Below are 13,088 nucleotides of genomic sequence, written 5' to 3'. Positions count from 1 at the left end.
AGGGCGGCCCCGCAGCGGGACTTCTACTTCTCGTCGTCCTGGAGCTTGCCAGCGGTCTTGGCCTTCTCGTACGCCGACTTGATGGCGCCGGGGATCTTGCCTCGCGAGTTGACTTCCAGACCCACGCGCGCCGCGTACTTGCGAACCTTCGCGTCCTCACTGTCACCGGCAGCAGCAGGCTTCCGGATCTTCTTGCCCTCCAGACCGATCGCTTCGGCCTTCTCCACGAGCTTCTTGGTCGCCTCGGCGTAGGCAGCCTGCGCCTTGTCGAAGGAGGTCGCCAGGTCGGACAGCTCCTTCTTGTCCTTGGCTTCCAGCTCAACCGCACCGGAGTACTCGATGTCACCGATCTCGATGGACAGCTTGGTGATGGTGACTTCCTTGAGAGCCATCTCGGCACTCCTTCTTCTAGGTGATGATCAGAGACTACACATGACATCCAGGGAGAAGCAACCTGCTTGAACAAACAAGAAAACCCCCGCCCATCCATGACGGATGGGCGGGGTTTCATGTTTAGAACTGCATCTCACTTGAGCCATCGAGACCAGTCAAGATTCCAAGAGTTCAAGCCGTTGTCAGGCTTGATCTGGCGGTCCGGTGAGTTCACGACACGCACCACGTCACCGACCATGCTGTTCTCATAGAACCACTTCGCGATGGTGTCCTCGTTGGCACTGCCAGGCTTCACGTCCGGTAGGCCGATGCATCCAGCCGACGTGTTGGCCTTACCGAACACATTCTTGCCCTTCCAGTAGTTCCCGTGGAGGAAGGTGCCCGATCGAGACAACCGGAGGGCGTGCGGTACGTCGGGGATGTCGTAGGCCGGCGTCCCGTCATCCTTGTTGATACCGACCGTGCGCGCATCCATGTGGACCTGGCTCCGCATCTCGGAGACAACCATGTCGCCGTTGTACGTCGGGTGCTCGCTGCTGCCTGCGGTGATGGGGATGGTCTTCAGTACCTGACCATCGCGCTTCAAGGTCAGTGTCTTGGTCGCAACGTCAACGGTGGCGATCTGCTGCCGCTTGATCGTGAACTTCAGCGGCTTGGGCCCGAGGCCCTCCACTGTGATGGCGCTGCCCGCGATCCAGTAGAACTCGGGGCGGAAGTCGAGGCGGTAGGCGGAAAACCAGTACCCGCGGACTTCCTGCCCCGCATCGGAGGTGACCTTGACGGCCTGGCGCACCTCCTTCTGGTTGGGCACAGGTTTCGCGAAGGTCAGCGACACCGGCATCCCCATGCCGTACGAGCCCCCATCCCGGACGCTCAGGGCGTGCTTGGGTATGAGGACCGGGTCCGGAGTCGGAGTGCCGGCCGGAGGCGATGACGGGGTTGGCTGCTGCGACACCGAGGGCGGATCGGAAGTCTTCTTCGCGGGCTCACCCCCATGGCTGGGGAGGCAGGCGGCGAGGGCCGGCGCGGCGACCAAGGCGGCCACGAGGAGCTTTTTACGCAGCACGGTACGTCCTTTCCAGCAGTCCGAAGTGACCGGGCCAGACGGCCCGTGCGATACCCGAAGACGCAAGAAGCTTCGAGCAGTCCTTGCAGGGTTCGCGGGTGATGTAGAGCGTCGCCCCCTGGCAATCCGCCCAGCTCGCATGCAGGAGAGCGTTAGCCTCCGCATGAGTCTCGATGCAGTCCTCGTAACCCGAGCCCGACGGCTGTTCCGAGCAGCAGCGCGCACACTCGCCCGCGAGGCATGACGGTCCACCTGGAGGGGAGCCGTTGTACCCGGTTGCCCGGATGCGCCGATCAGCTCCGACGAGTACCGCGCCAACCTGTGAGCGAAGGCAGTCGCCTCGCACAGACACCGCCTGCGCGATGCCGATGAAGTATGCGTCCCAGCCTGGACGCGAACTAACCCTGAATTTCACGCATCCACCCTGTGTTCGGACACCTCGCAGAGGTACGGGTTCAGGTTCTTCTTGATGAAGGCTTCCGCCTTCGCTTCCGAGGAGAAGACACCCACGACCGGAGGGGAGCAGCATCCGCACTGCTCCCCCAGCACAACCCAGATGGTCACTTGGTCGCCTCGATGAAGTCTCCGATGGCGGACGCGGTGAACTTGCCGACGAGCCGCTCGATCTCCTTGTCGTTCTCGTCTATCGCCATGAAGGTGGGGACCATCGACACGTCGTATACGTCGAACATCGAGTCACCCTCGGCTTCCTGGAACACCACGTCGTCCACGCTCACGTCCTTCTCGATGGCGACGCGATGGATGGTGGGCTTGGCGAACTTGCACGGGCCACAGGTGGTCGAGGTGAAGAGAAGGTAGTTGGTCATGCAGAAAGCTCCTTAGTGTTTGGTGTCTTCAAGGTCGTACAGGCTGCCCCACGAGTCCCTGCCGATCTCGGGGTCAGTCGGGATCTCAAGTCCCTTGATGGTCTCCGCCATCAGGTCAGCGATGATCTTCGCTGCGACTTCCGCCTTCTCGATCGGCACCGAGAAGAGCACCTCGTCGTGGATCGGCAGAAGCATGTAGGGGGTGATCCCCTTGCGGTGCATGCGGACCAGTGCGCGACAGGTGATGTCACGACTTCCGGACTGGATGAAGTAGTTGGCTCCGGAGTACGCCCGCGACTTATCTACGTAGAGGCGTCGCCCGGACGGTGTGGTGATGTAGCCGTTCCGGCGCGCTTCCTTCGTCTTGTCGTCCATGAAGCGCTTCACGCCGGGGAAGGTCTCCATGAAGCCGTCCATGACGCTCTCGGCAACGTCATCGGAGACTCCGGCCTGCTCGACCAGTGCGGCTTTGCCGCCGCCGAACACGATCAGGAAGTTCCCCATCTTGCCGATCTTGCGACTCACGCCCGCAGCGTCAGCCGTGATCTGATGGAGGTCTTCGCCTTCTCGGAACGCCTTGAGCATTCGCCTGTCGCCGGAGTGTGCGGCCAGGAAGCGCAGCTCCATGTTGGAGTAGTCCACGGAGATGATGCAGTGGCCTTCGTCGGCCAGGAAGCAGTTCCGGATCTCCGCGTCACCTGCGGGCAGCGTCTGCGCCGGCACGCCAACGATGCTCATCCGAGCCGTCCTGGCCTGGATGCTGTTGATGCCCGGGTGGATGTACCCCTTGCTGTCCACGAGGTCGAGGAAGGACTTCAGCCACGTGTTCCGCTTCTTGCGCGCGCTCTTGGCCTGCTCGATGGCGAGGGCCAGGAGGTCACCCTTCTTGACCAGCTCACCGAGAAACTTCTTGTCAATCTTCCGCTTGCCGCTCGGCGTCCGATCCTTGGCGAAGACGCCCCGCGCCTCGAAGGCGTCAGCAGCCTGTTCGGTGGACCACGGGTTCTCACAGCCGAGTTCACGAGCGATCTGTGTCCACTCCAGCTCATCCGCGTACAGCTTCTCGGAGAGTCGGACCGTGTACTCCACGTCCAGGCGCACACCGCGCCGAGACATGTACGAACAGATCTCGGCAACCTCGTGCTCGAACTCGATGAGGCTCCTGGCCCCGTTCGCGATCTTCCGCAGGAGTATTCGACCAAGCCGGAACGCGAGGATCGGATCGAGCGCGGAGTACGTCAGATAGATCCCGTTGCCCCAGGGGACGGCCTTGAAGACCTCACCCTTCTTGACTCCGAGGTCCCGGGCGAGCTTGCCCATGCTGGCCTTGATGGAGGCCGCGGTGCCCCTGTCGATGTAGTGCTTGGTCAGGGATTCAAGGCCGTGGCCGGTGCCTCCCTCAGCCTCACCACGGCTGTCTACGAGGTGAGCCAGGATCTTCGTGTCGAGGACGGCCGGCCAGAGATCTTCCATCCGCAGGTCAGTCGTCGCATCGAGGACCAGGAGGTCATACGTGGCGTTCTGGAGGATCAGCCGGCCTTCACGCCGGATCACGTCCCGGATGGCCCCCACGGCGGCGCCCAGTAGCTCTGCACCCAGCTCTACGGGCACCACGTAGGCTTCCCGGTCGGTCCCGAACTGGACCAGTCGGAGCTTGAAGTCGTCAGCCCACCAGTCGAGTCCGGATGTCTCACTGTCGAGCCCGAAAGTCTTCCCGGAACGAATCCAGTTCACAAACTCGGGGATGTCTGCCTCTGACTCCAGCACGTTGAACTGACAGACATCCCCAGCGACTTTGAAGCAAGCCCTGATCAAACCGTACGCCTCTTCCTGTTTATGTAGTCGTTGAGCACCTCCCAGGTCTGCAAGGAGGAGGGGAGATTCTCGTAGCGCCCGAGCATGAGGTTGCATTCAGAGCACAGGGCCCCTCTCACGCACACACCGCACTTCTTGCCGTTACCTCCGGGACAGCAGGCGTGATCGTGGTCCAGCACGAACACACTTCGCATCGTTCCCGGGTTCTTACTGCCGCAGATCGCACATCCGAAGCCTTGGCCGATGAGGATGATCAGCCGGTCGAATCGGTTCATGCCGTACGGCTTAGTCGCATCGCAGTCTCGGCACGAGTCCTTGTAGCCATCCGCCTGTCTCCGAGACAGGGAAAAGAAGGAGGGGTCTCGATAAGTGCGGCACTGGGAGCAACGGCGAGTGTTCCCCCTCCATGCAGCACGGTGACCGAGCCTCCGCAGCACCTGTCCCCGGTTCTTCTGAACGCTGTGCGCGTTGCAAAGTCCGTTACTTCTGGGGCCAGATGACCGTCGCGGGCGGTCGCACATCCAACCTTCACCGCTTGCCACACAGGTCTCAACCAGCATTCGATCCCCCTCGCCAAACTTCCAAACTTCAAAACTTGCACGGGGACCTCGCCTGCTCACCCCCCAACCCCATCATTGCCGCCAGTTTCCATGGATGTCAAGTCATGGATGTTAAGTAAGAGGCCGCTTTCGGCGGAACCGACCCTGCTCGTCGCGCTCCGGGAAGCGCCGCTCCAGGTCCACGTACTCAAGGGCGGCGATCTCAAGCTCTTCCTCAAGCTCCTTGATGAGTGCCCAGTTGTTCGCGTTGGCGTTTTCCAGCAGAGCCACGGTCTTGGCCTGCTGTGTGAGCTGCGAGCGAAGTGACTCGATGGTTCGCGTCTTGGAGCCGAACATGACTAGAACTCCTCGGTGATGGGGTGGATGTGTACGGCGCGGGTGTGGCGCCGGTTGATGTGGTGGGTGACCTCGTCGTCGTAGATGACGACCAGTTCACCTTCGTAGTCGATGAGGCCCTCGAACTCGTCGATGTCTCCGTCCGCGTACTCCACGAAGATGAGGTGTTCTGCTGTCACTTTCCTGCTCCCTTGGTCATCGTGTTGTGGAAGTCCATGGCGATCTCTTCAGCCGCTTCGTAGCTGAAGCCCACCGAGCGGGCATGCTTCTTCAGCTCTCCCGCCTTGGTCACGGACTTCGAGTAGAGGTTCACGACCTCGTTCATCTGGGCATCGATGGCGTTGAATCCGCACTCTTCGAGGTAGTTCATGAACTCCTCGGGGTCGGGGAGGGTGCTCATCGCTTGATTCCCTTCTGTGCCGCGACGAAGATCGCCGCACCGAGAGTTACCAGGATCATGATGTTGATCCCGATGATGAGTCCGTAGAAAAAATCCACTAGCCGGACACCTTCCTGTCGTGCTTGATCCTGTCGAAGAGGGCTGCTGCCCCTGTGCTGTCCCAGAGCACGGCGGAACCCGCCTGCGTTTCGTAGCCCATGTCGGCTACGGGGATGGTGGCTCGGTAGATGGTTCCGGTGAACGAGGCCGCGAAGCGCGCAAGCTCCCACGGTTCCAAGTCCTTGTCGAAAACCACAGATTCCAGAGCGGGCCCCAGAACGCCCAGAACATTGGTCGGTCCTACCTCCTTGGCTATCGCCTTCAAGAACTCCTGCTGGTTGGCGTTGCGCCCCAGGTCTCCGGTCGGCTCCTGGTAGCGCTGCCGCACGTACGCGAGGGCCTGGGCGCCGGTTAGCCGCTGGGTGCCGGCCGCGAAGTTGGCGCCGCTGTTCCGGTCCTTGATGGGCTTCTTGATGTCCATCTCCACGCCGCCCAACGCGTCGACCACGTCAGCGAAGCCCTTGAACCCGATCTCCGCGTAGTGATCGATCCGGATGCCGGTGTTGTGCTCGATGGTTCGGGTGAGCAGCGACCCGCCGCCCCAGGCATAGGCGGCGTTCAGCTTGTTCTGCGAGGCCGGGTAGCGCTTCCCGGACGCCCCGATGAAGGCCGGAATCGTCACCCAGGAGTCACGGGGAAGGGACAGTAGTGTCGTGCCGTACTGGCCCTGGTGGACGACCAACATGGTGTCCGTCCGCTTGCCCTCCGCAGAGCCTGTACGAAGGCGCTTCATCTCCTGCTCGGACAGACCTTCTCGGGAGTCGGAGCCCACGAGGAGGAAGTTCCTGCCCTCGCCGGCCGAAGGTCGGTCAGAGGCTGTCAGGTCCACCTCGCGCTCCATGCCCTGGTCGATGTGCCGATACGTGGCGGCTGGCACGAGAAGCACTACGACGAGCACTCCCCCAGCGATGAACCGTGGCTTCACTTGGCCATCACGCACCTCGCGGGAAGGTCTCCCATTCGGGAGAACGACCACAGCGAGCACGGCCCTGCGAAGTGGAGCCACAGGCCGCCGACGATGGCGACGACCAGGGCGACCGCGTTGACAGCCTTCACTGCTCGTCCTCCCAGGGGAAGTCATCGGTGCAGAACTGCCCCCCGCAGGGGCAGTGGTCGAGGTCTTCGATCCACGCGATCACGGCGCCACCCGCCCGTGGGCGTCGAAATGCTCAAAGGCGATCGGGCAGACCTGCCGGGCCTTGGCGTCCATCTGCTGTGCAACGTCCTCGATCTCCTTGAGCGGGAACGTGGGCACCTTGGAGTCCACGTGCGCCCACCGCAGGGAGAGGAAGTTGAGGAGCGATCGGAGGTTCATCGTCACGTAGAAGCTCGTGTAGAGGGACATCGGGAGAACATTCCGGGCCACCTCGCGGGCTATACCTCGGTCGAGCATGTGCTCGTAGGAGTCCCACGCTTCAACCGCAATGCGCTTGTGCTCGCCCTCGGCGGTGCGCTGCTGCTGGTAGTCGCCGGGCTCGAAGGTGTAGGCGCCGGGCTTGCCGATCTGCCGCAGCGCCCTGTCAGGGGCCGGCGTGTAGAACACGGGCTCCATCACCTTGTAACGGCCCGAGACCTCGTTGAACGAGGCAATGCGGTGCCTCATGAACTCGCGGGCCACGAAGACGGGGCACTCGATTCGGAACTGGTAGGTCACCGACTCGAAAGGACTGCCATGCCTGTCCCGCATCAACATGTTGAGGAGGCCGCGGTTAGCTGTGGGGTTGCCGCTGGTGCCGGAGGAAACTCGGGCGCTTCGAGCGATGGTCTCGTCTGAGCCCATGTGGTCCACCAGCTCAACGGTCATGGTGGATCGGAAATCGATGGTCTGCACTGCTTGCCTTCCGGGTGATGGGGGCCCGGCCCGTGTAGCCGGGCCCCATGCATCAGGTGCTGGTGTTACTTGGCGGCGAAGGAGCCGCTCTTCTGGCGCCACAGCGGCGGGCACTGGTCGCCCTTGGGGGTGCCCTGCGGGGCTCCGCAGAACTGGGCGGCCCAGGAACCGCCGTCCTTGAAGTTCCGGCGACCGTGGTCGCAGGTGTACTCGTCGCCACCGGAGGCAGCGGCCGGCGCCTGGCGCTGGACCTGGCCGTTCTGGAAGGTCGGCTTACCGGCCGCCTTGACCGGGCCCTTGTACTGGGCTCGGGTGTACTCGGCCGCCTTGGCGGTGAGGTCGATCAGGCCGACTTCCTGCATGGCCACCAGGAGGTCACGGCCGCGCTCGGCAGTCTCCTGAGCACTGGCTCCGTACACGCAGGGGGTGAGCCACTCGCCGCTCATCTGGTCAGCGGCCTTGAGGGTGAAGCCGATCTTGAACGGGTTGGGGGTGGTGGCGGTAGCGATGGGGGCCTCCTTGGTGTTGATGTGGTCGTTGCTCGGGGCGGTCGGGGCGTCAGCTGCGAACGGGTCGTTCTCGAAAGGCATTTCATTCTCCATGGATGTCAAGTGGACTGCCGAAGAATGGGGCGCTCACACGCGCCCCTCACTATGATTATCGCTTGCGTATTCCATGGATGTCAAGTTCGCATCCTCGAAACACAACTCGCAGACGAATTCCTCAGCGTCTTCGAATCGGGGATACAACTCATCAACTTCAACACCGCACTGCATGCAGTCAAAGTCGTCATTCCATTCGCTCATCGGCACTAGATCGGGCACGCCCCCGACGCACAGACCTCGTCGTAACCCGTGTCCGCGTCAGCCTTTCCGTCCGTCTTGGAGACGAGCGAGAGGTACTGCTCTTCCTCGATCCGCTCATACGGGGCCTGGTCGCGAGAGACCTCCGGGAAGATGGTCGTGCCCTTGAGCAAGTCGGCGTACTCGGTGAGCGCGTCGCCCAGGTCTTCCACGCTGATGGTCTTCGGGTCGAGGTTGACCGTCATCGAGACGGCGTTGTCGGCCCACAGCTTCTGGTACAGCTCCTGGACGTTGAGCGTCTCCCGCAGGGTGATCTCATCGACCGACTGAACGTCGGGGTAGTCGACGGCCAGCGGGTCAACGGTCGGGATCTGCACGACCATGGTGTTGGCCGCGTAGATGCACGGCTCGACCTTGTAGCCCTTGGCCTTGTACTCCTCCACCTGCTGAACCTCGGACGGCTCGACCGTCGAGAAGCGAATCCGTCGGATGAAGTGCCGCGCGAAGATTGGATGTACGCCTTCACCGGAAGAGCCGGCGAGCTTGGCCACGGTGCCCGTGGGTGCGATGGTTCGCCGCTTCACCGGGATGGGGATGCGGAGCTGGTGGCAGTAGGCCGTGGCCTCGCGGTCGACCTCCTTAGCCATGGTCCGGAGCATCATTTCCACGCCGAAGTGGTTCGGGCTCTCGGAGTACGGGACACCGAGCTTGGCGAGGTAGTCGGCGAAGCCGAAGTGGCCCACTCCAACGCGGCGCATCCGGTCGATAGCCTTGCGGGACTTGTCGTCAGCGACCCGGGCATGGGTTGCCCGGATCAGGTACCGGATCATGAGCCTGTGGGCTTTGGCCAGGCCGTCAGCGTCGATGTGCCCCTTGCTATCCACGAAGCTCCCGAGGTTCACGTGGCCGAGGCAGCAGGGCTCCCACTGGCTCAGCGTGATCTCCCCACAGGGGTTGGTGCAGTACGTACCGTCAGGCTCACCTTCCGCGGAGTAGGAGGAGTTCCAGAAGCCGGGCTCGCCGTTGGCGTGCATGCCGGCCGCCATCTCGTCCATCACCCGCTGGGCGTGGTCGTGGAGGATGTGGCGCTTGTTCTTGAGGGCCGCCGAGAACTCGTGGTCGGTCTCGACGCTGATGTTCGTCGTCCAGTGCTTCGACATGTCGGCCTTGCAGCGAATGAAGCGGAAGATGTCCGCATCAGCCCAGTGCATGATGGCCATGCGTGCGGAGCGGCGCACACCACCCGAGACGACGCACTGAGCGATCTCGTGGTCGATCTCCATCGCGTCGAGCCCGGACAGCGGTCGAAGGAAGTTCCCGGCACCTTCGAGCACCAGGCCGACGTTGCGCATCATCGACGCGAAGGGCAGGGGGCCGGAGGCGGACCCGCCGAACTTCCGAAGGGGGGCTCCCTTCTTGCGGACACGAGACACGTCGTAGACACGGCTTCGGTGGGCGGTCTCGGGGTTGTGGGCGGTGTCGATCAGGTCGCGAAGAGCGTCAGCCCAGCCCTCGCGGGAGTCCTGGACTGCGTAGGCGCCATCCCAGTCGTAGGCGTACTCGGTGCTGATGAGACCGGCTTCGAGCATGTCGAAGTAGTCGGGATGCTGGGGGTCGCACACGACGTGCACTCGGACGGGGACGGCGACGGCCGGCATGTCCTTGAGGTATCGCGAGCTGTAGTTCGCTCCGACGCCTCCGCCCTCCATGAGACGGGAGAATAGGAAGGTGAAGTGCTCCGCGGGCTCGTCCGAAATCCAGCCGCTCGCCCAGCAGTTGTTGAGCGCGTAGTCGCTCACGCCGGAGGACTTGATGTGCCGCCCAGCAGGGAGAACGCGGAAGTCCGTCATGAAGTCGATGAGGTCCTGACGCTCACCCTCGTACTGGTACTTCTCGTCCACCAGGGCGAGGTTTCCGTCGACCACACGCTGTACGGTCTGCGGCCAGGTCTCCTTGGAACCGTCCGGCAGGGTGCGGCTGTAGGTGCGGGTGAAGACGGTCTGAGCGGTCTCGGTCTTGAAGTGCGTCATTCTGCGGTGTCCTCTTCCTGGTACTTCTTCTGCTGGAGTTCGTAGTCGTCGGGGTCTTTCAGGTCACCCCACGGGGTAAGAAAGTCATCCATCGTAGTTGTTTCCCGTGATGACTCGGGCGCTCGCGTTGGACATCACCGACCGCGAACCGGTGCCGCTGTAGGCGGCGGTCGACGTGGCTCGGTAGCCGTTCATGTGCATCGTGAGGGCGTCAACTGCCCTTGTGAGTCGCATGCGTTCGGCGTTGGTGAAGTTCGTCTCGCCTGCCACGTACTTCCGGACGATGACCATGCGATGGTCTCGGGAGAGCTTGGCGAACCCCTTATCGAGGTCCACCTTGTCCGTGTAGTTCACCCGCTCCACGTGATCCTTCTTGGACTTGCGTCCCGTGGACAGGGTGTTGACCTGAGCATCGAAGATGCTGCCCGACTTCTCCTCGGTGGGGATGACGCCCTGAGCGAGGAGCCGGCGGACGTAGTCCGGGGTGTACGTGAAGTTCCCGTGGGCCTGGCGGTGGGCGTTGATCTCCTGGGCTGCGATCTGCGAGGCCATCAGCAGCATGCCCTTGAAGGCGATCCGCTTGTCCTTGTCGTAGGCGTCGAGCATCTTGCGTGCCGATCGCTCCGAGTCCACGAAGCGCTCCATGATGGACTGGCTGATGTCCTCCGGGTCTACGAGACCGGCGTACTTCCGGGCGGTCATCCCGCCAACCTTGGTGGCGTCGATGAAGAGCTTGTCCCACTCGTCGGCGGTGATCACGATGTCATTCATTGCGGTGAGCTTCTCCGTGGATGTCAAGTCTGTTGGGTAAAAATTGGCGCCCCAGGCGCTCTCACCGCTCACTTTCACTATGCGGTGCCAGTTCCATGGATGTCAAGTTGCGGAGCTGACGAAGCGGCCCAGCGCATTGCGCTTCACCGACCCGTAGACCTCTCCTTCAACCATGAACGAGCCATCTCGCTCTACGTCGATGATGCTCGGGGACACTCGGTTTCCGTTCACGTAGAACAGACCGAAGGCCAACTGCCAGTTTCCGAACCCTGCTGCGCCGAGGTAGGAGGCCTTCTTGATGTCCATCAGGCAGCCGACTTCGACGCCCGTGAGCTGACGGGCCGCGAACTCCCCGCTCGACTCGCTGATGATCCCGGCGCGGTGCGTGTGGCCGCAGACCACGTTCTTCTGGAACTTCCGCGCGGCGTTCATCGCGGTACCGCCAGCAAAGCGGGAGAGACTGATGCCCTTGGCGTGCCCGTGGGTGGCCGTCCAGCCCGGGGCGAAGTCGTACTTGAGGGGCTCGAAGTCGATGCCGAACTCGTCCAGTCGAAGCAGGTGGGGTTCCTGGAAGATGACCTCGTCATACATGGCCGGGCAGCGCTCCACGAGGTACTTGTGGGGCCGCTCGCCATGGTTGGACCCTAGGAGGGTGACCTTCTTGTCGTAGCCCTTGCGGAGCGGGCGGACGTGGTTGGCGACTGTGTAGCCGGCCTCTTCCTTGACGCTCATCCCGTACTCGGCGCGCTTGCCTGCGGACCAGCGGCCAGGGGCCGTGTAGTCGGTGATGTCGCCAATGTTGATCACCTCGTCCGGCTGGTAGTCGTGAATGAAGTTGATCAGGTTCCTGTTCGCCGCCTTGTGCTCCAGCGGCATTTGCAGGTCGGACACGATCACGATGCGCTTCACTTGCTGATCCTCTCGATCTCGCGGGAGATGTAGAACTTGGCCTTTTCGAGGTCCTGAACCGTCTTGTCGGAGTCCTTGAGACCCGCACGCCAGATGTACTTGATGGCGTTACCGAGGCAGAAGTTCAGGTGCTCTGTGATCTCGATGCACTCCGTCCCACTGGGGTGTGCTGTGTAGTGACTCGGGTGATTCACCACATCTTCCATGGATGTCAAGTCGAAGTCCGCAGAAAGATCCGCAGCCGCCTCGCGTCCACTGACGAACTTCGCCATCACATACCCACCTTGCTCAGCAGGGCTTCACGGCCCATGTCCTTGTGCGTCCTGTTCACGTCCATGCCCGGCGCCATCGGGACCTCCAGGGCGTTGGGGAGGAGCTTCGCTACGTGCTGGGCGAACCCCCTGCCGGCCTCGTCGCCATCGGAGAGGACGAACACCGTGCGGTAGCCGATGAACAGCTCCGTAAAGTAGTCCTTCCAGCCGTTCACTCCCTGAATCCCCACGGCCGGGATGCCGCACATCTCGGCCGTCCACGTGTCGGCCTCGCCCTCGCATATCGCGATCACGTCGGAGGAGCGGACGATGGCCTCGGTGTTATAGATCCGCGGGGTGTCGCTGGCCATCGACTGCATCTTGCCGTGGCCCACGTGGACTTCGTCCTTGGAGTCCCGGAAGGACCCGTCAGGGTTGCGCACGCACTCGTCCCGGATACAGCGGAAGCGCAGGGCCGCCACGCTCCAGATACCCGTCGCCCCTCGTCGGAGGTAGGGCACGCAGATCGTTCCCCGGTACTTGTCGAAGCCGCTAGGAGCCGAATCGTCGACGTACCCGAGACGGAACTTGTCGAGCTGGTCCGGCACCAGGCCCCGATGCACCAAATACTCTTCGGCCGGGCTCCCCTCGAACTGCTTGCGGGCCCGTACCGCGACCTCCATCAGCAATGTCTTGCGCTCTTCTGTGAGCCTCACGGAACGTGCAGCCTTCCTTGGTCATGATGATCGAGTAAGCCGAGCCCTTGAACGGGCATGCTTGGCAATTGATGCAGCCACGGTCGTAGTTGACGCTGGCCGATGGCCTGTCCTCCTCGTGTGCGGGGCACAGGCACTGAATCCATCCGGGCCGGTAGTCGGGGGCTTCCCAGTGCGGGTAATACCGCTCTACGACTTCCCGGATCGGCCCCGCCGGCTCCCGCTGCTCAGCGGGCCGACTGCCGAAGAGTCCCATCCAAACTTCCAAACTTCCTAACTTC

At 62.6% G+C, this 13,088-nt stretch carries 19 protein-coding genes and 1 pseudogene; all 20 read right to left on the bottom strand.

All coding sequences use genetic code 11. The features are described from left to right. Positions 1–23: 23 nt before the first annotated feature. Positions 24–392: a histone-like nucleoid-structuring protein Lsr2 gene (locus ACFRU2_RS01485; protein WP_382966544.1), complete on the bottom strand. Its 369-nt coding sequence runs from the start codon at positions 390–392 to the stop codon at positions 24–26. Between the two features lie 134 nt (positions 393–526). Beyond that, a complete protein-coding gene (locus ACFRU2_RS01480) occupies positions 527–1,459 on the bottom strand; it encodes an Ig-like domain-containing protein (protein ID WP_382966543.1) in 933 nt (310 codons plus the stop codon). After that, positions 1,449–1,874, bottom strand: a complete 426-nt coding sequence (locus ACFRU2_RS01475) for a deoxycytidylate deaminase (protein ID WP_382966542.1) — start codon at positions 1,872–1,874, stop codon at positions 1,449–1,451. Before ACFRU2_RS01475 ends, ACFRU2_RS01480 begins: the two co-directional genes overlap by 11 nt. Then, positions 1,871–2,023 carry a hypothetical protein gene (locus tag ACFRU2_RS01470; RefSeq protein WP_382966541.1) on the bottom strand — a complete coding sequence of 51 codons (153 nt, stop codon included), beginning with the start codon at positions 2,021–2,023 and terminating at the stop codon, positions 1,871–1,873. Before ACFRU2_RS01470 ends, ACFRU2_RS01475 begins: the two co-directional genes overlap by 4 nt. After that, the gene (locus ACFRU2_RS01465; RefSeq protein ID WP_382966540.1) at positions 2,020–2,286 is read right to left on the bottom strand and encodes a thioredoxin family protein; all 267 of its coding nucleotides are present in this window, start codon (positions 2,284–2,286) and stop codon (positions 2,020–2,022) included. Before ACFRU2_RS01465 ends, ACFRU2_RS01470 begins: the two co-directional genes overlap by 4 nt. A 12-nt stretch (positions 2,287–2,298) precedes the next feature. Beyond that, positions 2,299–4,053, bottom strand: a complete 1,755-nt coding sequence (locus ACFRU2_RS01460) for a DNA polymerase (RefSeq protein ID WP_382966539.1) — start codon at positions 4,051–4,053, stop codon at positions 2,299–2,301. Positions 4,054–4,097: 44 nt separating this feature from the next. Further along, on the bottom strand, positions 4,098–4,376 hold the full coding sequence (locus tag ACFRU2_RS01455) for an endonuclease domain-containing protein (protein WP_382966538.1): 279 nt from the start codon (positions 4,374–4,376) through the stop codon (positions 4,098–4,100). Positions 4,377–4,772: 396 nt separating this feature from the next. Next, the gene (locus ACFRU2_RS01450) at positions 4,773–4,997 is read right to left on the bottom strand and encodes a hypothetical protein (protein WP_382966537.1); all 225 of its coding nucleotides are present in this window, start codon (positions 4,995–4,997) and stop codon (positions 4,773–4,775) included. Between the two features lie 2 nt (positions 4,998–4,999). Then, positions 5,000–5,176 (bottom strand): hypothetical protein, encoded by a 177-nt coding sequence (locus ACFRU2_RS01445; protein WP_382966536.1) that lies wholly within the window; start codon positions 5,174–5,176, stop codon positions 5,000–5,002. Further along, a complete protein-coding gene (locus ACFRU2_RS01440) occupies positions 5,173–5,397 on the bottom strand; it encodes a hypothetical protein (RefSeq protein WP_382966535.1) in 225 nt (74 codons plus the stop codon). The genes ACFRU2_RS01445 and ACFRU2_RS01440 overlap by 4 nt, the downstream gene beginning before the upstream one ends. Before the next feature lie 97 nt (positions 5,398–5,494). Continuing rightward, on the bottom strand, positions 5,495–6,382 hold the full coding sequence (locus tag ACFRU2_RS01435; protein WP_382966534.1) for an LCP family protein: 888 nt from the start codon (positions 6,380–6,382) through the stop codon (positions 5,495–5,497). Positions 6,383–6,417: 35 nt separating this feature from the next. Further along, positions 6,418–6,552, bottom strand: coding sequence for a hypothetical protein (locus ACFRU2_RS01430; protein ID WP_382966533.1), 135 nt, complete (start codon positions 6,550–6,552; stop codon positions 6,418–6,420). 79 nt (positions 6,553–6,631) lie between these two features. Continuing rightward, positions 6,632–7,327: an FAD-dependent thymidylate synthase gene (thyX, locus tag ACFRU2_RS01425; protein ID WP_382966532.1), complete on the bottom strand. Its 696-nt coding sequence runs from the start codon at positions 7,325–7,327 to the stop codon at positions 6,632–6,634. A gap of 65 nt (positions 7,328–7,392) precedes the next feature. Then, positions 7,393–7,917 (bottom strand): hypothetical protein, encoded by a 525-nt coding sequence (locus ACFRU2_RS01420; protein ID WP_382966531.1) that lies wholly within the window; start codon positions 7,915–7,917, stop codon positions 7,393–7,395. A gap of 221 nt (positions 7,918–8,138) precedes the next feature. After that, entirely contained in the window at positions 8,139–10,160 is a 2,022-nt protein-coding gene (nrdJ, locus tag ACFRU2_RS01415) for a ribonucleoside-triphosphate reductase, adenosylcobalamin-dependent (RefSeq protein WP_382966530.1), read from the bottom strand. A gap of 84 nt (positions 10,161–10,244) precedes the next feature. Next, complete coding sequence (locus ACFRU2_RS01410) at positions 10,245–10,931, bottom strand: hypothetical protein (RefSeq protein WP_382966529.1); 687 nt, start codon at positions 10,929–10,931, stop codon at positions 10,245–10,247. Between the two features lie 102 nt (positions 10,932–11,033). Further along, the gene (locus ACFRU2_RS01405) at positions 11,034–11,840 is read right to left on the bottom strand and encodes a hypothetical protein (protein WP_382966528.1); all 807 of its coding nucleotides are present in this window, start codon (positions 11,838–11,840) and stop codon (positions 11,034–11,036) included. Beyond that, positions 11,837–12,112: a DUF3310 domain-containing protein gene (locus tag ACFRU2_RS01400; protein ID WP_382966527.1), complete on the bottom strand. Its 276-nt coding sequence runs from the start codon at positions 12,110–12,112 to the stop codon at positions 11,837–11,839. The genes ACFRU2_RS01405 and ACFRU2_RS01400 overlap by 4 nt, the downstream gene beginning before the upstream one ends. Further along, positions 12,112–12,807: a topoisomerase gene (locus ACFRU2_RS01395; RefSeq protein ID WP_382967853.1), complete on the bottom strand. Its 696-nt coding sequence runs from the start codon at positions 12,805–12,807 to the stop codon at positions 12,112–12,114. The genes ACFRU2_RS01400 and ACFRU2_RS01395 overlap by 1 nt, the downstream gene beginning before the upstream one ends. A gap of 40 nt (positions 12,808–12,847) precedes the next feature. Continuing rightward, positions 12,848–13,063, bottom strand: a pseudogene (locus ACFRU2_RS01390) (hypothetical protein); the annotation flags it as partial. Positions 13,064–13,088: the final 25 nt, after the last annotated feature.

It is taken from the genome of Streptomyces sp. NPDC056883 (assembly GCF_042788835.1).
GTDB classification, from domain to species: Bacteria; Actinomycetota; Actinomycetes; order Streptomycetales; family Streptomycetaceae; genus Streptomyces; species Streptomyces stoeckheimensis.
The sequence above is the reverse complement of the archived record's forward strand: the minus strand, read 5'-3'. Positions and strand labels throughout refer to the sequence as shown.